At 69.5% G+C, this 19,233-nt stretch carries 18 protein-coding genes and 1 tRNA gene; 11 read left to right on the top strand and 8 right to left on the bottom strand.

The genetic code is table 11. The annotated features are described in order from the left end of the window. Positions 1-121 precede the first annotated feature (121 nt). On the top strand, positions 122-1,549 hold the full coding sequence (locus tag ACIBAE_RS12550) for a hypothetical protein (protein WP_399284405.1): 1,428 nt from the start codon (positions 122-124) through the stop codon (positions 1,547-1,549). A 13-nt stretch (positions 1,550-1,562) separates the two neighbouring features. On the opposite strand, the gene ACIBAE_RS12545 is transcribed toward ACIBAE_RS12550, so the two are convergent. Both ACIBAE_RS12545 and ACIBAE_RS12540 read right to left on the bottom strand, forming a co-directional pair. Further along, positions 1,563-2,954 (bottom strand): serine/threonine-protein kinase, encoded by a 1,392-nt coding sequence (locus tag ACIBAE_RS12545; protein WP_399284404.1) that lies wholly within the window; start codon positions 2,952-2,954, stop codon positions 1,563-1,565. Positions 2,955-3,005: 51 nt separating this feature from the next. Further along, complete coding sequence (locus ACIBAE_RS12540; protein ID WP_399284402.1) at positions 3,006-3,554, bottom strand: helix-turn-helix domain-containing protein; 549 nt, start codon at positions 3,552-3,554, stop codon at positions 3,006-3,008. Between the two features lie 186 nt (positions 3,555-3,740). On the opposite strand from ACIBAE_RS12540, the gene ACIBAE_RS12535 reads away from it, so the two are divergent. From ACIBAE_RS12535 to ACIBAE_RS12525, 3 genes are all read left to right on the top strand, one after another. Further along, positions 3,741-3,813, top strand: a tRNA-Ala gene (locus tag ACIBAE_RS12535). Between the two features lie 188 nt (positions 3,814-4,001). Beyond that, positions 4,002-4,379 carry a hypothetical protein gene (locus ACIBAE_RS12530; protein WP_399284401.1) on the top strand — a complete coding sequence of 126 codons (378 nt, stop codon included), beginning with the start codon at positions 4,002-4,004 and terminating at the stop codon, positions 4,377-4,379. A gap of 508 nt (positions 4,380-4,887) precedes the next feature. Next, positions 4,888-5,253: a DUF6344 domain-containing protein gene (locus ACIBAE_RS12525; protein ID WP_399284400.1), complete on the top strand. Its 366-nt coding sequence runs from the start codon at positions 4,888-4,890 to the stop codon at positions 5,251-5,253. 64 nt (positions 5,254-5,317) lie between these two features. Here ACIBAE_RS12525 and ACIBAE_RS12520 read toward each other — a convergent pair whose 3' ends face one another. Continuing rightward, positions 5,318-6,040, bottom strand: coding sequence for a DUF5324 family protein (locus ACIBAE_RS12520; protein ID WP_399284399.1), 723 nt, complete (start codon positions 6,038-6,040; stop codon positions 5,318-5,320). Between the two features lie 376 nt (positions 6,041-6,416). Here ACIBAE_RS12520 and ACIBAE_RS12515 point away from each other — a divergent pair, with 376 nt between their 5' ends. Together ACIBAE_RS12515 and ACIBAE_RS12510 are read left to right on the top strand one after the other, a co-directional pair. Next, the gene (locus ACIBAE_RS12515) at positions 6,417-6,944 is read left to right on the top strand and encodes a peptidylprolyl isomerase (RefSeq protein WP_399284398.1); all 528 of its coding nucleotides are present in this window, start codon (positions 6,417-6,419) and stop codon (positions 6,942-6,944) included. A gap of 185 nt (positions 6,945-7,129) precedes the next feature. Continuing rightward, complete coding sequence (locus ACIBAE_RS12510) at positions 7,130-8,032, top strand: rhomboid family intramembrane serine protease (protein WP_399284396.1); 903 nt, start codon at positions 7,130-7,132, stop codon at positions 8,030-8,032. 424 nt (positions 8,033-8,456) lie between these two features. On the opposite strand, the gene crgA is transcribed toward ACIBAE_RS12510, so the two are convergent. After that, complete coding sequence (gene crgA / locus ACIBAE_RS12505) at positions 8,457-8,714, bottom strand: cell division protein CrgA (protein WP_363078981.1); 258 nt, start codon at positions 8,712-8,714, stop codon at positions 8,457-8,459. Positions 8,715-8,855: 141 nt separating this feature from the next. On the opposite strand from crgA, the gene ACIBAE_RS12500 reads away from it, so the two are divergent. The 5 genes from ACIBAE_RS12500 (at position 8,856) to ACIBAE_RS12480 (ending at position 12,903) form a co-directional block, all read left to right on the top strand. Continuing rightward, a complete protein-coding gene (locus ACIBAE_RS12500; protein ID WP_399284395.1) occupies positions 8,856-9,623 on the top strand; it encodes a DUF881 domain-containing protein in 768 nt (255 codons plus the stop codon). Between the two features lie 146 nt (positions 9,624-9,769). After that, positions 9,770-9,949 carry a hypothetical protein gene (locus tag ACIBAE_RS12495; RefSeq protein WP_399284394.1) on the top strand — a complete coding sequence of 60 codons (180 nt, stop codon included), beginning with the start codon at positions 9,770-9,772 and terminating at the stop codon, positions 9,947-9,949. Next, entirely contained in the window at positions 9,946-10,584 is a 639-nt protein-coding gene (locus ACIBAE_RS12490; protein ID WP_399284392.1) for an aminodeoxychorismate/anthranilate synthase component II, read from the top strand. Before ACIBAE_RS12495 ends, ACIBAE_RS12490 begins: the two co-directional genes overlap by 4 nt. After that, on the top strand, positions 10,581-11,996 hold the full coding sequence (locus tag ACIBAE_RS12485) for a class E sortase (protein ID WP_399284391.1): 1,416 nt from the start codon (positions 10,581-10,583) through the stop codon (positions 11,994-11,996). The genes ACIBAE_RS12490 and ACIBAE_RS12485 overlap by 4 nt, the downstream gene beginning before the upstream one ends. A 145-nt stretch (positions 11,997-12,141) precedes the next feature. Further along, positions 12,142-12,903: a class E sortase gene (locus tag ACIBAE_RS12480; RefSeq protein ID WP_399284390.1), complete on the top strand. Its 762-nt coding sequence runs from the start codon at positions 12,142-12,144 to the stop codon at positions 12,901-12,903. Here the strand turns inward: ACIBAE_RS12480 and ACIBAE_RS12475 are convergent. The 4 genes from ACIBAE_RS12475 to ACIBAE_RS12460 all read right to left on the bottom strand — a co-directional run bounded on the left by ACIBAE_RS12475 (position 12,900) and on the right by ACIBAE_RS12460 (position 19,231). Continuing rightward, the gene (locus tag ACIBAE_RS12475; RefSeq protein ID WP_399284389.1) at positions 12,900-13,835 is read right to left on the bottom strand and encodes a restriction endonuclease; all 936 of its coding nucleotides are present in this window, start codon (positions 13,833-13,835) and stop codon (positions 12,900-12,902) included. The two genes, ACIBAE_RS12480 and ACIBAE_RS12475, sit on opposite strands and share 4 nt — an antisense overlap. 318 nt (positions 13,836-14,153) lie before the next feature. Continuing rightward, positions 14,154-16,181 (bottom strand): Stk1 family PASTA domain-containing Ser/Thr kinase, encoded by a 2,028-nt coding sequence (gene pknB, locus ACIBAE_RS12470; protein ID WP_399284388.1) that lies wholly within the window; start codon positions 16,179-16,181, stop codon positions 14,154-14,156. A 168-nt stretch (positions 16,182-16,349) separates the two neighbouring features. Continuing rightward, entirely contained in the window at positions 16,350-17,816 is a 1,467-nt protein-coding gene (locus ACIBAE_RS12465) for a peptidoglycan D,D-transpeptidase FtsI family protein (protein WP_399284386.1), read from the bottom strand. Further along, on the bottom strand, positions 17,813-19,231 hold the full coding sequence (locus tag ACIBAE_RS12460; protein ID WP_399284384.1) for an FtsW/RodA/SpoVE family cell cycle protein: 1,419 nt from the start codon (positions 19,229-19,231) through the stop codon (positions 17,813-17,815). Before ACIBAE_RS12460 ends, ACIBAE_RS12465 begins: the two co-directional genes overlap by 4 nt. Positions 19,232-19,233 lie beyond the last annotated feature (2 nt).

Genomic DNA, 19,233 nt, shown 5'->3' with positions numbered 1-19,233 from the left:
GCATGAGTGAACGGTGCGCGGTGCGGAGAGGTGTGGCGAGCGGGGTGATGCGGACAAGCGGGCGGATTCGGATGACGGCACAGACAGCGGAGGGTCCCGCGGGGCAGGATGGACCGGCGCCGTGACCGGTGCGGCGCGCAGTGGTGGCGACGACGAGGGGAAGCGCGTGAAGAGGCGGCGCGGCAGGGGCCTGGGGGCGCTGTCCGGGGCGGCGGCGATGTGCGTGGGGCTGTGCGCGGTCGTGGGGTCCGTGGGGGTGCTGGTGGCGACGGCGGGGCCGGTGTGGGCGGCCGGTGAGCCGAGTCCGTACGTCTTCGACCCGGCGGGGAAGAGGGTCGCGGGAGCGATGTCGACGAGTGACGCGAAGCCGCTGGGGACGGGCGGCACGTACCGCGACGCGATCCGGCCGGGCGGAAAGCTCGTCTACCGGCTGGACCTGGAGGCGAGGACGAGCGACTACCTCTCGGCGGTGGCCGTTCCCCGGCCGGGGACGGAGGTCGCGTACGGCGATCAGATCAAGGTCTCGCTGCAGAACCGCGAGGGGGCCGACTGCGCTGCGAGCTCCTCGCACTTCGGCAGCGCCGGCTTTCCCCGGCCGCTGGCCGCCTACGCCTACCGGCTGACGGACAGGAGCGGGTCCCGCTGCGCCGAGGCCGGCACGTACTTCCTCGTCATCGAGCGGGAGAGCGGGGACGCTTCCTCGGCCGACCCCTGGGAACTGGAGATCCGCCATGTCTCCGAGCCCGCGCTCACGGAGGCCGGTCCCACCACGGCGCCCTCGGAGTGGCCCAGTGCCTCCCCGGAACCGCCCGAAGCGGCGGCGGGCGGACCGCTGGAGCGCGAGGGCGGCACCGGCTTCAACGACGCCAAGGGCCTGACGCGGGGCGAATGGACGGCGAAGATCGAGCCGGGTGAGTCCCTCTTCTACCGGGTGCCGGTGGACTGGGGGCAGCAGCTCTTCGCCAGCGCCGACCTGGGCAGCTCCGAGGGATCGGGCTACGTGAGCGGCGCGTTGACCCTGGCCCTGTACAACCCTGCGCGCGGGCTCGTCGGCACCGGCAACTCGGTCTCGTACAACGGTAAACAGAACACGACGTCCCTCACGCCACTCCCGCCGGCGGCGTACGAGAACCGCTTCAGCCCGCGGAGCGGGGTGCGGGACATGCGCTTCGCGGGCTGGTACTACCTGGAGATCAGCCTCGATCCCGAGGTCGGCGCGACGTTCGGTGCGAAGCCGTACGGTCTGACGCTGCGGGTGAACGTCGAGGGCCAGGCGAACGCGGGTCCGGGGTACGCGGGTTCCGCCGGCGATTTCACCGTGACGCCGGAGATGCGGACCGGCGCGCTGCACGGGCAGGACGGCCAGGAGGCGGCGCGGAGCGACAGGATGGCACTGGTCGCGACGGCGGGGATCGGCTCGGGCACGGTGCTGCTGCTCGGGCTCGGGGTGTGGACGCTGCTGGCACGACGCCGCGCGGCTCCCGAACAGCCGACGCGGTCCACGCAGCCGACCCAGCCGTACGGGGGGCAGCCGCCGTCCGCCTGGTAGCGCGGCGGGGGGCTCAGGTCTGGGTCAGGGCCCAGATACCCACCGCGAAGCAGGCCAGCGCGAGCAGGAGCACCGGGACCGTCACCTTCGGGGGCGGTCCCGGACGCCTGCGCGGGGCGTGCCGGGCAGGCGCCTGGGAAACCGGCGCCCGGGAGAACGGCGCGGGTGAAGCCGCTGCGGGCGGCATCGGTGCGGGTGGCATCGCGGTGGGTGGCATCGCTGTGCGCTGATCGGGAACCTGCGGGTGCGGAGCGGTGTATTGACCAGTAGCGGCTTGTTCGTGCCGCAGTGGCGCGGTCTCGGCCCAGGACGGGTCGGGGGGCGTGGGGGAAAGGGGGGAAAGCGGGTGCGGAAGCGCGGGAGCCTGCTGGTGTTCCTGCCCCGGCTGCTGCCCCGTCTGCCGCTCCTGCCCCTGGCCGTGCTGCTGTTGCTGGGCTGCGGGCCGGCGGCTCGGCGGCGGGGAGAGGTGGAAGCTGCCCGTCTCCGACATGGAGACAGGCGCGGGGGACGGCGGCCGCGATACGGGCACGGGGCCGGAGGGGCCGAATCCGGCAGGCAGCGGACCGATCTGGTCGAAGATCTCGACCGGCTCCTCACCGGCGCCGGACGCGGGCAGCAGCTCCACGGCCGCTGCCAGCGCCTTGCGCGCGCCTGTGGCCGTACGGAACCTGGTGTGCGGGTCGGGCTGCAGCAAGCCCGCCAACACCTGCCACAGGGGCTCGGGGATGCCCTGCGGGGCCCCTGGAGTGCCGTGCGCGGCGAAGTGCTCGATCAGCGCCTGGGAGTCAGGCTTCTGACCCCGCAACAGGTAGAGGGCGACCAGGCCGACCGCGAAGAGATCCGAAGGGAAGTCGGGCTCCGCGCCCATCATCTGCTCGGGCGCGAAGTAACCGGGTGTGCCCACCACGTAGTTGGTCTCCGTCAGGCGCGGCTCGCCCTTGCGCATCGAGATGCCGAAATCGGACAGCCGCAGATGAGGCCGCGCCGCCCCGGTGGCCTCCATCAGGATGTTCGCCGGCTTGATGTCGCGGTGGACGACGCCCTCCGCGTGCACCGTCGCCAGGCCGGACAGCAACTGGTCGAGCAGGGTGCAGACGAAGCGCGGCGGCAGCGGCCCGTAATCGCCGATGACGTGCGCCAACGACCCACCGCTGACCAGATCCATGGTGAAGAGCACCTTGTCGTCGTCCGCGGCCCAGCTGGCCGGGGCGAGGACATGCGGGTGATCGATCCTGAGCGCCTGCTCCCGGACGAACCGCAACAGCGTGTGCGCGTCGCTCTGTTGGAGGACCTTCGCCGCCACGTACCGCCGGCGGCGGTGGTCCCAGGCCCGCCAGACGGCGCCGACACCACCGCGTCCGATCGGGTCGATCAGCTCGTACCGCCCCGCGAAGACCTCACCCATTGCGCCGCGCTCGCTCCCGAATCGTTTCGGCTGACGGACCGGCCGATGCCGTCAGCTCTGGTGCGCCTCGTAGTGGGCGACCGCGTCGGCGGTGCGCCCGGCACCGTACACCCGGAGGAACTCTGCCAGTTCGGGCTGGGCCAGGGCGAGGGAATCCGCCGCGTCGATGATGTCGCCGGCCGCCGCGACCGACCGCAACAGGGACTGGATCTCACGGACCACCCGGCGCACGGTGGGCGCACCCGAGGCGTTCGTCGTCTGGCCGGTGCCCGTGAGGACGGAGCCGCCCTGCGACTTCTTGATCTCCTCCATGCGATCCGTGGCCTCCCCCGCGCTGACACTGCCGTCGGCCACCTGGCCCGCCAGGTCCTGCAAGGCCTGGACACGCTGGACCACAGCGGGATTGCCGATCTTGGCGCGCTGGCCGCTCATCAGCTGGGAGAGCATGGGCGCGGAGAGGCCGAGGACCGCCGCGAGCCGGGCCTGATTGAGGCCCAGATCATCGATGAGACGACGGAAGAGCGCCCCCAGCGGCTCCCCGTACCAGCTTCTCTGGAGTTCTCTGGCTCTGGCGGTCGTTTCCTGCTGTACGGCGTCCATGTGCGTCTCCCCATCGCTTCCCCAATGCGGCAGCTTCGCTGCTGTGAACCTCGTGGGGCATCTTACGGAGCGTGGTCGCGCACGGGGAGTCCCAATCCTTTTGCGGGATCACGGGGTACACCCGGTACTCTGGTTCATGGTGATGGCCGCGCCGTTGTCCGCTGCTCGGCCGTACCCAACCCCTACGGGGCCTTAGCTCAGTTGGTAGAGCGCTGTCTTTGCATGGCAGATGTCAGGAGTTCGACTCTCCTAGGCTCCACATCACCAGAGGTCCCCTGACCTGCGGAAACGCGGGTCAGGGGACCTCTCTGTGTTCACTGATCGTGGTTCACTGATCGTGCCACTCGGGTCGTGGGGCGCGCGCCGGAGGCCATGGGCCGGGCGCGGTCGGCGGAGGAGGAGAAAACCACGGGACAGCGGGATCCCGGCCGTGGTCGACTGCCCGGCATGACGCTGATGGTTCACGCGTTCCTCCCCACGGCGGACGGCGGCATCGAGGTGATCGACACACCGCCCGAGGCATCCGACCTCGCGGGGTTCGAGGAGTGGCGTACGAGCATGTGGGGGTCCGAGAGGGTTCGTTCCCTGGGAGCGCGCTTCCTGCCGAGGCTGGCGGACGGGAACCTCTTGGTGGAGCCGGACGAGGTCCCGGAATTCCTCGCCGAGTGCGCGCTGCTGCACGAGCGGGCGGCGCTGCTCACCGGGGGCGGGGAGCCCTCGGAGCGCCTGGCCGGATACGTCCACGGCATACGTTTCCGCCTCGACAACATGATCGGCGCGGGGCACCGGGCGCTGCGGGTCGGCGGCGGTGTCATCGTCTGGTGAGCCGCCGGCGGGACCACCGCCACGGTCGTGTTCCGGCGGGTCGCACCGCCGTCGGCCCGCGTGGGTGCTCGGGCGGACGGCCACGGCCCGGGCGATCGCCGTGGGCACGGAACGGCAGTTGGTCCAGCCCGCCCGCCTTCGGTGCCGGGAAGGCGGGCCGTATGGCCGACCGCAAAGGGTTCGCGGTACTCGGTGAGCGTGAGGAGCCCCTCCAAGTCAGCCTGTGCTGACGGTGATCGGGGTCTTCGGGATACTGCCGCGAGCCTTCCCGGATTGCGCCGGCAACTCTTCTGGACGCGTGGCCGCGCGGGGGATCGACGCGCGATCGGGGCACGGCCGGGATGCGTTCGGGACGCGTTCTTTCGCGATGCCGGGCGACGCCAGTTGGACCGTACGAGTGGTGTTCATCCGAAGAGCTGCGCAGGGACGGCGTCGCTCCGTGGATTTTCGAGATGCGTACACATCATGAGGAAGGTATGTAGATCGCTCAACCCGAAAGCGAGGGGTTATGGCCGCCTTCAAGGTCAGGAAACTGTGGACCGTCTTCATCACCGCGTTCTTCGCGGTGCTCGCCTCGCTGGGGCTGACCGCCCCGGCCACGGCCGCCGGAACCGCCGTACAGCAGCCGGCCGAGCAGCCCGTGCCGGCGTCCGCCGCCGCTCGCCGCGCCGCCAGGACCGCCGTGGGCCGGGCGGCGGTGCCACGGCCACGGGCACTGCCGCGTGGCCGGTCGCTGCCGCCGACGATCAAGCAGCGCATCCGCGCCGAGGCGCACGGCTCGTCACCCTCGGCCCGTCACCTGCCGGACGAGACCGACGCCGACTCCGTACGCGAGAGGGCGTACGCCGCCGACGCGGTGCTCACCGCGGCATGAGGCGCCGGGATTCCCGTGGTCTCCCGGCGCCCATCGGATGCGGGCCGCCCGCGGTGCGATGTGATCAGGGACGGTCGTCCCGGTCGGCCGCGTCCGCCTCTGCTTCGGCCTGCTTCGCCTGCACCTCCGGATCGAGCGGATCGACCGCTTCCCGGCTGCCGTCGACGGACGACAGCGGATCACGGTCGGAGACCTCGGTAGCGGCGGGCGGTTCGACCAGCCAGTCCGGGTTGGCCTGCTTGTCCCACCACTTCCAGGCGGCGAAAGCTCCGCCGGCCAGCACGCCGACGACCGCGAGCCCCTTGGCGAGCCGTCCGGCCCTGGCCCGTCGCTCGTGCTTCTTCACCAGCTTCCGGACCTCTTTCGCCGTGACCTGTCCGCGCAGAGCGGCCAGGGCGGCCGCCGAACGCGCGGCGGCCTCCACGGCCACCGGCTGGGCGGTGGCCACCGCCTGTCCGACCCTCGGCACCGTGTAGTCGGCCGCCTGACGGGCGGCCTTGCGGGTGCGGACGGCAGCACGGTGAGCCGCGTCATCGACCTTCGGAGGCACATGAGGCACATGAGGCGCCACACGGGTGCTGTACTGGATACGAGCCTGCTGAGCTTGAGTACGGGCCTGCTGAGCGGCCTTCGTCATGGTCGGGGCGAGCCGTACGCGCGCCTCCTGGGCATATAGAGCGGCCTGCTCCTTTGCCGTGCCGGCGTAAGGGGCCACCGCTTCCGCGGCGTGCTGCACGCTCTCCCTCGCCGAACCGGTAGCGGCGCGCACGCTGTCCATGCGGGTCACAGGATCATCCTCCTCGGTGGCGTTCGGTATGTCGCCTGTCCACCCTTTTCGAAATCATGCCCGCCGGGCACGGTCTCGGCATGCGATGCTGGCATCCGGGTCATACAAGGCGATCTAGGTCATGCAAGACGATCTGGTCATACCTGGGCATGTGCCGTCCCGAGGGACTCGTGGACGACAATGCCACTCTTCGCTTCGGCGTGCGCGGGTCCTGACACGACTCGGCCGCCTTTTCCGCGTGTGTCCCCGCGGACCGCGTCCATGCGCCGTGAGTTTCCGGCCCGCGCGATGCGTGGCGGCCCGCTGCCTTGATCCGGTGGGCGCGCCTTCCGTGCGAGGATCGCCAGAGTCAGCGAAGACTTACGGAAGGCAGATCGTGGCCGAGCAGCTTTACGCCACCCTGAAGACCAACCACGGCGACATCGAGATCCGGCTTCTGCCGAACCACGCTCCCAAGACCGTCAGGAACTTCGTGGAGCTCGCCCAGGGCGCGCGGGAGTGGACCAACCCGGCGACCGGGCAGAAGAGCAGTGACCGGCTGTACGACGGCACCGTCTTCCACCGTGTGATCGGCGGCTTCATGATTCAGGGCGGGGACCCGCTGGGCAACGGAACGGGCGGTCCCGGCTACGAGTTCGCGGACGAGTTCCACCCGGATCTCTCCTTCGACCGGCCGTACCTCCTGGCGATGGCCAACGCGGGCCCGGGCACCAACGGCTCGCAGTTCTTCATCACCCTGGCGCCGACCGCCTGGCTCACCCGTAAGCACACCATCTTCGGTGAGGTCACCGACGACGCCGGCAAGAAGGTCGTGGACACCATCGGCGCCGCCCAGACCAACCCGCGCACCGACCGTCCGGTGCAGGAAGTCGTGATCGAGTCGGTCGTCGTCGAGACCCGCTGACCCGGCATCGCTGACCCGGCACCGCTGCTGCTTCGGTTGCCGCCGGCGCGGTCGCCGGCGCGGATCCTGTTTCGGACGCCCGGCCCGGGGAACCTTTCCGCCCTGCCCGTCCGTAGTGGTTACATAACGGGCGGGCGGGGCGGTGTGCCGTGCGCCGTCAGCGGCCGCGACGACGGAGGGGACCGATGAACCAGCCGACAGGAGGCCCTGGAGGCCCGGAGCGACCCGCCGTGACCGAAGGACCGGGCAGCTGCTACCGGCACCCGGAGCGGGAGACGGGCATCCGCTGCACCCGCTGTGACCGGCCCATCTGTCCCGAGTGCATGGTGAGTGCCTCGGTCGGGTTCCACTGCCCGGACTGTGTCCGGCGGGGTACGGGTACGGGACACTCACCGTCCGCCGCCCGGCCGCGCACCTTCGCCGGCGGCCCGGTCGCGGCCGACCCGCATCTGGTCACCAAGATCCTGCTGGGCATCAACGTCGCGGTCTTCGCCGCGGCCTGGGCGCTGGGGGACCGTTTCGTCGATCAGCTCTCCCTGGTGGGACGTGCCATCGATCCGACCGGACGGCTGATCGGTGTCGCGGACGGGCAGTGGTACCGGTTGGTCACCTCGGTGTTCCTGCACCAGGAGGTGTGGCACATCGCCTTCAACCTGCTCAGTCTGTGGTGGCTGGGGCGACTGCTGGAGCCGGCGCTCGGCCGTGCCCGCTATCTGACGCTCTACCTGATCTCCGGCGTGGCGGGCAGCGCCCTCACCTATCTGCTCGCGGCACCGAACCAGGCCACGCTGGGGGCCTCCGGCGCCATCTTCGGGCTGCTCGGCGCGACCGTCGTGCTGGCACGCCGGCGCCGGTACGAGATGCGGCCCCTGATCACCCTGCTCGCGCTCAACCTGGTGATCACCTTCTTCTGGCCCGGTATCGCCTGGCAGGCGCACATCGGCGGTCTGGTGGCGGGCGCGCTGATCGCCATCGGCATGGTGCACGCACCGCGTGAGCGCCGGGCTCTGGTCCAGTACGGCACCTGTGCGCTCGTACTGGCGGCGACCGTTGTGATCATCGTGGCCAGGACCGCCGCGCTCACATGACCAGGACCGCCGCGCTCACATGACCAGGACCGCCGCGCTCACATGACCAGGACCGTCGCACTCAGCCGGCCCTGAGCTCAGCCGGCCCTGAGTTCAGCCGGCTCTGATGCTCAGCCGGCGGTGAGGTTCAGTTGCCGGCGATGCTCAGCAGGCGGTGACGCCTCGCGAGCGGTCCGTGCCCCCACGTTGTCCACAGTGTGTGCCGGATCTTGTGCACCGCGTGGGGAACATCAGTGCCCCTTGTCGCCGATGTGGGTCTGACCAGCGGCGACAAGGGGCGAAGGTGATGTCAGGACGGCTGACGCAGTCACACCGGCGTCAACTTCCCGTGGAGTTATCCACAGAAGATCTGACCTTTTCCCCTGCTTGTGGATAGCACTGTGGATAAGTAGGGGCAGAGCTTGACGAGCGAGGGCTGGACCGGCTACTTCCACTGGGTGGAGACGCCGAAGCCGGCGGCGATGAAGCCGAACCCGACCACGATGTTCCAGTTGCCGAAGCTCTCCAGCGGGAGATCGCCCTCGGTCACATAGAAGACGACGATCCAGGCCAGCCCGATCAGGAACATGGCGAGCATGACCGGAGCCACCCAGCTCCGGTTGGTCAGCCTTATGGCTGTCGCCTGCTTCGCGGCCGGAGGCGGCGTGAAGTCGGCCTTCTTGCGGATACGTGACTTCGGCACGAGGGACTCTCCTGTCGATGCGCTGCGTTACCGCGCAGGGATCTGTCAACGGGGTGCCGGGGTGGAGAGCAGGGGGACACCGCCGCCCCCGGGCGTCCGTTAGCGTAGTGGTTCCTCGGCACCTAAGGAGATAAGGGTACGTTGAGCAATTCCGCCGACTCTCCCCGAGGGCCGGTCCGCCGATCGATCGGACGGCCGGTCCGGCTGCTCACGGCCGCCGTTTTCGCCCTCGCCGGACTCATCTTCGTGACCAGCTTCAACACGGCCAAGGGCACCAACATCCGTACGGACGCGTCCCTGTTGAAGCTCTCCGACCTGATCCACGAGCGTGACCGGAAGAACGCCGAACTCGGCGGCTCGACCGCGCTCGTACGGCGGGACATCGACGCCCTCGTCCGTCGCGACGACGGATCCTCCGCGGCCGAGAACGCCGGACTGCGCGCCCTGGAGAAGGCGGCGGGCACCCAGCAGGTCACCGGCCAGGCCGTCACCGTCACCCTCAACGACGCTCCGCCGGACGCCACCGCCAACCCCGGCTATCCCGAGCCGCAGCCCAACGACCTCGTCATCCACCAGCAGGATCTGCAGGCCGTCGTCAACGCCCTGTGGCAGGGCGGCGCCCAGGGCATCCGGGTCATGGACCAGCGGCTGATCTCCACCAGCGCGGTGCGGTGCGTGGGGAACACGCTGATCCTTCAGGGCCGCGTCTACTCCCCGCCGTACAAGATCACCGCTGTCGGCGACCACGACAGGCTGCGCCGGGCGCTGAACGATTCCCCGGCGATCCAGAACTACCTGCTGTACGTCAAGGCGTACGGCCTGGGCTGGAAGGTCGCCGAGCACGGGTCCCAGACGCTTCCCGGTTACTCGGGCACGGTGGATCTCCACTACGCGCAGCCCGTCGGGTAGCCGCCGGCGCGGGAGCGCCCTTCCGGCCTGTGACGAACGGCAAACCCGAACCTCCGTGCAGCTGTCCCATGCACCGCCCATGTGTCCCGGTGGCCCTTTAGTCTGGTCCCGTACCGCCTGGGGCGGTTCCGAACGGAAGGGACAGCATGTACGGCTGGATCTGGCGGCATCTGCCGGGCAACGTATGGCTGCGCGCGGCACTCTCGCTCGTGCTGGCGCTCGCCGTCGTCTACGTGCTGTTCCAGTACGTCTTCCCGTGGGCGGAGCCGCTGCTGCCCTTCAACGACGTGACCGTCGACGGAAACGGAACGGGGGCTGCCGGATGAGCGCGCGCATTCTCGTGGTGGACAACTACGACAGCTTCGTCTTCAACCTCGTCCAGTACCTCTACCAGCTCGGTGCCGAGTGCGAGGTGCTGCGCAACGACGAGGTGTCCACCGCGCACGCCCAGGACGGCTTCGACGGCGTCCTGCTCTCCCCCGGACCCGGCACCCCCGAACAGGCCGGTGTCTGCGTCGACATGGTGCGCCACTGCGCCGCGACCGGTGTCCCCGTCTTCGGCGTCTGTCTCGGTATGCAGTCGATGGCGGTGGCGTACGGCGGTGTCGTGGGCCGCGCCCCCGAGCTGCTGCACGGCAAGACGTCGCTGGTCACGCACGAGGGCAAGGGCGTTTTCGCCGGGCTGCCTTCGCCGTTCACCGCGACCCGCTACCACTCGCTGGCGGCCGATCCCGGGACCCTGCCCGCCGAGCTGGAGGTCACCGCGCTGACGGCGGACGGCATCATCATGGGCGTACGCCACCGTGAACTGCCCGTCGAGGGTGTGCAGTTCCACCCCGAGTCCGTCCTCACCGAGCACGGCCACCTGATGCTGGCCAACTGGCTGGCGCAGTGCGGCGATCCGGGCGCGGTGGGCCGTTCGGCGGGCCTGGCCCCGGTGGTGGGCAAGGCACTCGCGTGACCGTACCCCTTCCCGGGCGCGACGGCGGTCGTGGAGCCCCGTACGAGCCGCCGGGGGCGTACGGGGACACCGGTGAGTTCGAGGCCGCTGTGGACGGGCTTGTGGACCCGCTGAACGACCCGCTGCCCGGACAGCGGCGGGAGACACGGCAGACGCCGGACGGGGGTCGGCGGCAGGACCGTCGGCGGGACGAGCGGCAGGACCCCCCGCCGAGCGACCCGCCGGCCGGGCGGCGGGGGCAGGACTCGCCGTGGGTGCGGGTCGGCGAGGTCCAGGCCGAGCCGGTGGCGGAGACCGTGGCCGAGCCCGGGGCGGTGCCCTCGCCGGTGGCCGCGCCGGAGTGGTCCGGTGACTATTACCGGCAGTACGCGGAGGAGACCCCGCTCGGTCCGCCGGCCCCGTACTACGCGCAGGAGGAGCCGGACGCCGAGCGGACGCTGATATCCCCCGCCGTCGTCCTGCCGGAATCGGGCGGGCCCGGGGACGGCACCGCCGGGGCGGGCCTGTCCGGGGCGGGTGTTCCGCTGCCCGGCCGGGAGGAACCGGAGCCGCGTACGGGCGGCCGTGCGGAGCGCCGTAAAGCCGCCAAGGGCGGTGGCCGGGGCCGTAAGCGCACCGAACCGCCGGTGGCCGGGCCGCCAGGTCCCGGGCCCGGCTCCGGCTCCGCGTCGGACTCCGCCGGGGTCGCGCCGGCCCGGCCGCTCTCGCGGGTCGAAGCGCGCCGCGCCGCACGCGCCCTCAAGGACAGCCCCGCCGTCATCGCCAGCCGGGCGGTCGGCGAGCTGTTCATCACCTTCGGTGTCCTGATGCTGCTCTTCGTCACCTACCAGCTGTGGTGGACGAACGTCGCCGCCGGTCAGTACGCCGGCCAGGAGACGGACAAGATCCAGGACGGCTGGGCGAAAGGGCGGCAGCCGGACGCCTTCGAGCCCGGGCAGGGCTTCGCCATCATGCACATCCCCAAGCTGGATGTGGTCGTGCCGATCGCCGAGGGCATCAGCAAGGCGAAAGTCCTTGACCACGGCATGGTGGGCCACTACTCCGAGGGCAGTCTCAAGACGGCGATGCCGTCGGACAAGCTGGGCAATTTCGCGGTGGCCGGTCATCGCAACACCCATGGCGAGCCGTTCCGTTACGTCAACCAGCTGCAGCCGGGCGACCAGGTCATCGTCGAGACGCAGGACGCGTACTACACGTACGACATGACGAAGACCCTGCCGCAGACCTCACCGTCCAACGTGAGTGTGATCGATCCCGTGCCGGCGGGTTCGGGATTCACGAAGCCGGGCCGTTACATCACGCTGACGACCTGCACCCCCGAATTCACCAGTACGTACCGCATGATCGTGTGGGGCAAGATGGTCGACGAACGGCCACGCGGCAAGGGCAAGCCCGACGCTCTCGTCGGCTGAGGCCGAAGCGTCACCGGATACGCAGACGCACAGGCACGAACACGCGCAGGCACGAGCACGGACAGGCACGAGCACGGACAGGCACGAGCACGGACAGGCACAGGCACGGACAGGCACAGGCACGGACAGGAACGGGACGGGTGCGGTGGCAGCGAGGACCGAGCACGACGAGCAGGCCGACCCAGCGCCGTCGCCGGGCCGCCCGCGCCGGGGCCGGGTCGCGGCCGTGGTGAGTGTCTTCGGTGAGCTGTTGATCACCGCGGGTCTGGTGCTGGGCCTCTTCGTCGCCTACTCGCTGTGGTGGACGAATGTCCTCGCCGACCGCGCGGCGCACAAGCAGAGCGATGACGTACGTCACGAGTGGGCACGGGGCGGTGGCACAGACGGCGCCGGTGGCAGCCCCCGTACGTACGACTCCAAGGACGGCATCGGCTTTCTGCACGTCCCGGCGATGAAGAACGGCGAAGTGCTGGTCAAGAAGGGCACCGACACGGCACTGCTGAACGACGGCATCGCCGGCTACTACACGGACCCGGTCCCGTCAGCCCTGCCGTGGGACAAGAAGGGCAACTTCACGCTGGCCGCGCACCGCGACGGCCATGGGGCGAAGTTCCACAACATCCACAAGGTCAAGGACGGCGACGCGGTCGTCTTCGAGACCCGGGACACCTGGTACGTCTACAAGGTATTCAAGGAGCTGCCGAAGACCTCCAAGTACAACGTGGAGGTGCTGCGGCCGGTCCCGAAGGAGTCGGGAAAGACCAAGCCGGGCCGCTATCTCACGCTGACGACCTGCACGCCGGTCTACACGTCGGACTATCGGTACATCGTATGGGCCGAGCTGGAGCGTACGGAGAAGGTCGACAAGGACCGTACGCCGCCTCCGGAGCTGCGCGACGCGCCCTAACGCAGTGCCTGCAGCTTCGCGCCCGCACTCCAGGCTTCCAGCAGCCCGCGGTGGACGGCGGTGACGCCGTACTCGGCGGCGATGGCGAGGGCGTCCCGGGCAAAGGGACAGGTCGCCACGTAGAGCGCGACCTCGGCCCGGTGCTGGACCTTGGAGGTGCCGAGGAACTTCTGCATCTCGCCGCTCGGGACGGGGAGGTGAGGTGTGGAATTCCCGCACCGTACGACCAGGCTGCGGCCGTCCGCGGTGCGGCCGGTGACATCGGCGCCACGGTCGCCGTTCCCGCCGTGCACGGCGACGCCGGTGCAGCCGTCCCTGCGCAGCAGGCCGGCCACGTGCTCCGTGAACTCCTGCCAGGTCATCGCGTCGATGGAGGCCAAGACACCGGCGAGCGGCCGCTGCTCCTGTGCGTGGTGCGGGCGGCGAAGCAGGACATCGTGCTGGATGAGCTCGCGCTCGATACGCCGGACGTCCTCGCGCAGGGAGATGAGCTCCTTGCGCTGCTCGCCGGAGGCCTCGATGAGAGCGTTGAACATCGGTACGACGGTCGTGCCGAGGACGTGGGTGATGCGCTGGTCGATGCGATCGCCGAGGTCGCCGTGGTCCCCGTGGTTCGCGGGGGGCCTGTGGACGGAGTTATCCACAGGCCCGATCCGGGCGAGGTATTCCGTGTCCAGCAGGTACGTACGCACCTGACGTGCGACTTCGCTGTCGCGGAGCAGCATGGCGACGTTGAGAACCGTCCGGCGGGGGTACAGCGCGAGTGCCCGCGAGCGTGACGGGATCCCACTGACCTCCTTGAAGGAGGTCAGTTCTGTACCTGTCAAAACACGGTAGCCGTTGGCTTCCAGTTCGTCCCGGTGATCCAGTACGAGAGACTCGATCGTCTTCACGGCGACCTGGAAATAAGCGGCGACCATTGCCGTGGTCACGTGCCCGCCGTCCGGCAGCAGTGAGAGGGCCTTGACCCTGTCGAGTACGTCGGTCCGGTCCGCGACGTCCCGCGCAAGGTCCTCGACTCCAGCAGAGCCGTCTCCTTGATCATGTCCTGTCCCTCCGGGCTCGTGTGGTGGCCGCGCGGCCGGTGGTCGGGCCGTGGGCGGGTCCGTTGCCCACCCCATTGGCCTAACGAGTCATGACATATGGAGACACGACGAAACTTTGACTCTTTGTGTGAGAGGCGTACGGATACGCAGCGGCCCCGGCACCCATGACGGGTGCCGGGGCCGCTGCGTGCGCGTCGGTGCCTGTCAGTCCTTGTTGCGAGTGGCCAGGCCGGGGCCGCCGAAGAAGCCGCCGCCGTTGCCCTGGCCGTTGTTCCCCTGACCGCCGGCGGCGAAGAGGTTGACGGTGTCCCCCGGGTTGAGCTCGGATCCCGGGTCGGGCGCGCTCTTCATCACCATGGCGTCGTCGCCGGCGTTCGGCGGGACGACGTTGACGTTCAGGCCGAGGCCCTGCAGCGTGTTCCGCACCTCGCCGAGGGACTTGCCCACGATGTCGCCGGGGATCTGGACCTTCTGCTGCTGCGGCCCCCTGGAGACCTCCAGGGCGACCTCGCTGCCCTTGGGCGCCTTCTGGCCGGCCTGCGGCGACTGCTTGAGGACCGTCCCGGCGGGCTCCTGCGAGTCCACGTCCTTGGACGTGACCGTGAAGCCGTTCTGTTCCAGCTGGTTCTTGACGGTGTCGAACATCCCGCCGGTCACCTGGGGAACGAGAACCCGGGCCTGCTTGGCCACCGTCAGCGTCACCGTGGAGTTCTTCTCGGCCTGTGAGCTGCCCTCCGGGCTCTGCTCCAGTACCCTGCCGGGCTCCTCGTCGGACTCGACTTCCTTGATGTCGACCTTGAAGCTCTCGCCTTCGAGGATGCTGGTCGCCTTGTCCTTGTCCTTGTCCGTGACGTCAGGGACCTTGACCTGCGGAGCGCCTTCCGAGACGACCACCTGGATGGTGTCGCCCTCGTCCACCTTGCCGGTGTCGGGCTTCTGGCTGCAGATGGCGCCCTTGGGCTGGTCACAGCGCTCCGAGCCGGACTCGGCGACCTTCACGTTGGCGTTGACCGCCAGCTGCTTGGCCTCGTCGAGGGTCTTGCCGACGAACACGGGCACGTCGACCCGGTTGCCGCCCTCCTTGTCGCCGAAGACCGATTTGCCGATCAGGATCGCTCCGATCAGCACCAGGACGCCCGCGATCACCAGGAAGATCGTCGAGGTGTTCGACTTCTTCGGGCTCTGGCGGCGCCGGCCGGGACGGTCGTCGTAGCCGCCGTATCCTCCGTCGTCCGGGTTCATCGGGGGCAGCATCGACGTCTGGCCGGCCGGGTCGTTCTGACGCAGGGCTGTCGCCGACTGCTCCTCGTGGCCGCCGTAGCCGCCGCCGTAACCCCCGCCGTAATTCCCGCCGTAGCCGACCGCGCCCATGGCGGCGGTGGCCGAGACGGGCCGGCCGTCGAGGCAGGCCTCGATGTCGGCGCGCATCTCGTCGGCGGACTGGTAGCGGTAGTCCGGGTCCTTCACGAGGGCCTTCAGCACGATCGCGTCCATCTCGGGCGTGATCTCGGGGTCGTAGACGCTGGGCGCCTGCGGCTCTTCCCGTACGTGCTGGTAGGCGACGGCGACCGGGGAGTCACCGACGAAGGGCGGGCGGACCGTCAGCAGCTCGTAGAGCAGGCAGCCGGTGGAGTAGAGGTCGGAGCGTGCGTCGACCTGCTCTCCCTTGGCCTGCTCGGGGGAGAGGTACTGGGCGGTGCCGATGACGGCGGAGGTCTGGGTCATCGTCATACCGGAGTCACCCATGGCGCGGGCGATGCCGAAGTCCATGACCTTGACCTGGCCGGTGCGCGTCAGCATGACGTTGGCCGGTTTGATGTCGCGGTGGACGATGCCGGCGCGGTGCGAGTACTCCAGGGCCTGGAGGATGCCGACGGTCATCTCCAGCGTGCGCTCGGGCAGCAGTCTGCGCCCGGAGTGCAGGAGCTCACGCAGGGTGGAGCCGTCGACGTGTTCCATGACGATGTACGGGAGGGAGACCCCGTCCACGTAGTCCTCGCCGGTGTCGTAGACCGCGACGATCGCCGGGTGGTTGAGCGAGGCGGCAGACTGGGCCTCACGGCGGAACCGGGCCTGGAAGGACGGGTCGCGGGCGAGATCCGCCCGGAGCGTCTTCACGGCGACGGAGCGTCCGAGCCGGGTGTCGTGCGCGAGGTAGACCTCCGCCATGCCACCACGGCCGAGCACCGAGCCCAGCTCGTACCGGCCGCCGAGGCGACGCGGCTCTTCCATAACTGTTCCAGCCCTCTCCGTCAGTCCCGACCGCACCGGTGTGTGGTCCGGCGGTGTGCTGTTCGCCCATACGCTACCGGGCACGCCGTACCCGAACCGCCCCCGGCCGTCAGCTGATACACGACCGGTACCGCGAGGGGCGGTTATGGACGAGAGTCGTGACCGGCGTCACTTCTTGCTGTCGATGACGGCCTTCATCACGGCTTTGGCGATGGGGGCCGCGAGGCCGCCGCCGGAGATGTCGTCACGGACGGCGCTGCCGTCCTCGACGACGACCGCCACGGCGACCGGGGAGCCGCTGTCCGTCTTGGCGTACGAGATGAACCAGGCGTACGGGTTCTGGTCGTTGTTCTCGCCGTGCTGGGCGGTGCCGGTCTTGCCGCCGACCGTCACGTTCGGGATCCGGGCGTTTTTGCCGGTGCCCTCGTTGACGACCGTCTCCATGATGCTCTGGAGCATCTGCGCGTGCTCCGGAGAGAGGGGGCGGCTCATCTCCTCGGGCTCGGTCTGGCTGAGCACGTCCAGGCTGGGGGCGCGCAGCTGGTCGATCATGTACGGCTTCATCAGCTTGCCGTCGTTGGCGACGGCGGCGGCGATCATGGCCATCTGGAGCGGTGTGGCGCGGGTGTCGAACTGGCCGATGGAGGACTGCGCGGTCTGCGAGGGGTCGATGTCGGTGGGGAAGACCGATGCGGCGGCGCGGACCGGGATGAACTGCTCCTCGTTGAAGCCGAACTTCTTCGCGGTCTCCAGCATCTTGTCCTTGCCGAGGTCCGCGCCGAGCTTGCCGAAGACGGTGTTGCAGGAGACGCGCAGCGCTTCCCGGAGCGTGGCGTCCTTGCAGGGGATGTTGCCCTCGTTCTGGAGCTGGGTGGTGGTGCCCGGCATGGTCCAGGGGAGCGGGGAGTCGGTCGGCTTGTCGACGTCCGTGACGAGGCCGTGTTCCAGCGCGGCGGCGGCGGTCAGCACCTTGAAGGTGGAGCCGGGCGGGTAGGTCTGGCGCAGGGCCCGGTTGAGCATCGGGTCGTCGGGGTTGTTCTTCTTGTCGAGGGCGGTCCAGGCCTTCGAGTCCTTGGTGCTGTTGCCGGCGAACGAGGAGGGGTCGTAGCTGGGGGTGGAGGCCAGCGCGAGGATCTTGCCCGTCTGCGGGTCGATCGCGGCGACGGCGCCCTTCTTCTTCCCGAGGCCTTCGTAGGCGGCCTTCTGGGCGGCACCGCTGAGGGTGGTCACGACATCGCCGCCCCTCTTCTTCTCGCCGGTGAACATCGCCATGGTGCGGTCGAAGAAGAGCCGGTCGTCGTTGCCGGTGAGGATGCCGTCCTCGAGCTTCTCGATCTGATTGGCGTCGAAGGCCTGCGAGGCGTAGCCGGTGACGGGCGCCCACATGGGGCCGTTGAGGTAGGTGCGCTTGTAGATGAAGTCGCTGCCGTCGGTCTTGACCGAGCCGGTGATGGGTTTGCCGTCGACGATGATGTTGCCGCGCTCGTCGCTGTACCGCTCGATCTGCACGCGGCGGTTGTGCTGCTGCGCGTTGAGCTCGTCGGCGCGTACGTACTGGAGCCAGTTGTCCCGGACCAGCAGAGCGAGGACGAGAAGCCCGCAGAAGATCGCGATCCGGCGCAGGGGCTTGTTCACGGTCGGACCACCTGGGTCATTTCGGCGTCGGGTGACGGGGCGGGGGCAGGCGCGGGCCGGCGCGCGGTGTCGCTGATACGGATCAGGACGCCGATCAGGGCCCAGTTGGCGAGGACGGAGGAACCGCCGGCGGCGAGGAACGGCATGGTCATACCGGTGAGCGGGATGAGGCCCATGACGCCGCCGGCGACCACGAAGACCTGGATGGCGAAGGCGCCGGAGAGGCCGATGGCGAGCAGCTTGCCGAAGGGGTCGCGGGCGGCGAGGGCGGTCCGTACGCCGCGCTCCACGATCAGGCCGTAGAGCAGCAGGAAGGCCATGGTGCCGGCCAGGCCGAGCTCTTCGCCGACGGTGGTGAAGATGAAGTCGGCGTTGGCGGCGAAGTCGATGAGGTCGGAGTGGCCCTGGCCGAGTCCGGTGCCGAGCGTGCCACCGGAACCGAAGGACATCAGGGCTTCGCTGATCTGCCGGCAGGCGCCGCTCGGGTCGGTGTCGTAGCAGGTGAAGGGGTCGAGCCACGCGTTCACGCGCTGCTGGACGTGGCTCTCGAAGGTCGCGACGCCGACCGCGCCGGCCGCGGACATCAGCAGTCCGAAGACGATCCAGCTGGTGCGTTCGGTGGCGACGTACAGCATCACGACGAAGAGGCCGAAGAACAGGAGCGAGGTGCCGAGGTCCGTCTCGAAGACCAGGATGAGGATCGAGACGCCCCAGACGACGAGGATCGGTCCGAGGTCGCGGCCGCGCGGCAGGTAGATGCCCATGAAGCGGCGGCTGGCCAGGGCCAGGGCGTCGCGTTTCACCATCAGGTAGCCGGAGAAGAAGACCGCGATGATGATCTTCGCGAACTCGCCGGGCTGGATGGAGAAGCCGGCGATGCTGATCCAGATCTTGGCGCCGTTCACCGAGGGGAAGAACATCGGCATGATGAGCAGCACCAGTGCCACGGCCATGGAGATGTAGGTGTAGCGCTGCAGGACGCGGTGGTCCTTGAGGAGGATCAGGACGGCCGCGAAGAGCGCGATGGCCAGGGCCGAGTACATCAGCTGTTTCGGCGCGTCCGGGCTGAAGGCGCCGTAGGCGTTCTCGGCGCGGCGGATGAGCCGGGGTGACTGGTCGAGGCGCCAGATCAGCACCAGGCCGAGGCCGTTGAGCAGCGTGGTGAGCGGCAGGAGCAGCGGGTCGGCGTACGGGGCGAACTTGCGCACGACGAGGTGCGCGACGCCGGCGAGCAGGCCGAGGCCGAGGCCGTAACCGAGCACGCCGGTGGGGAGTTTGCCGTTGAGGGCCAGTCCCACGTTCAGGTACGCGAATACCGGGATGGCGACCGCGAAGGCCAGCAGGGCGAGTTCGGTGTTGCGGCGGCTCGGTGCTTCGATCGCGCCGATGGTGGTCGTGTTGGTGACAACGCTCATGG

This window comes from Streptomyces sp. NPDC051569, from assembly GCF_044454085.1.
Lineage (GTDB): Bacteria > Actinomycetota > Actinomycetes > Streptomycetales > Streptomycetaceae > Streptomyces.
The sequence above is the reverse complement of the archived record's forward strand: the minus strand, read 5'-3'. Positions and strand labels throughout refer to the sequence as shown.

What these genes read in the sequence shown, in the direction of transcription:
- ACIBAE_RS12545 (WP_399284404.1), bottom strand. Translation starts at nt 2,954, where the DNA reads ATGGGTGAGGTCTTCGCGGGGCGGTACGAGCTGATCGACCCGATCGGA.
- ACIBAE_RS12540 (WP_399284402.1), bottom strand. Translation starts at nt 3,554, where the DNA reads ATGGACGCCGTACAGCAGGAAACGACCGCCAGAGCCAGAGAACTCCAG.
- ACIBAE_RS12530 (WP_399284401.1), top strand. Translation starts at nt 4,002, where the DNA reads ATGACGCTGATGGTTCACGCGTTCCTCCCCACGGCGGACGGCGGCATC.
- ACIBAE_RS12525 (WP_399284400.1), top strand. Translation starts at nt 4,888, where the DNA reads ATGGCCGCCTTCAAGGTCAGGAAACTGTGGACCGTCTTCATCACCGCG.
- ACIBAE_RS12510 (WP_399284396.1), top strand. Translation starts at nt 7,130, where the DNA reads ATGAACCAGCCGACAGGAGGCCCTGGAGGCCCGGAGCGACCCGCCGTG.
- ACIBAE_RS12495 (WP_399284394.1), top strand. Translation starts at nt 9,770, where the DNA reads ATGTACGGCTGGATCTGGCGGCATCTGCCGGGCAACGTATGGCTGCGC.
- ACIBAE_RS12490 (WP_399284392.1), top strand. Translation starts at nt 9,946, where the DNA reads ATGAGCGCGCGCATTCTCGTGGTGGACAACTACGACAGCTTCGTCTTC.
- pknB (WP_399284388.1), bottom strand. Translation starts at nt 16,181, where the DNA reads ATGGAAGAGCCGCGTCGCCTCGGCGGCCGGTACGAGCTGGGCTCGGTG.
- ACIBAE_RS12460 (WP_399284384.1), bottom strand. Translation starts at nt 19,231, where the DNA reads ATGAGCGTTGTCACCAACACGACCACCATCGGCGCGATCGAAGCACCG.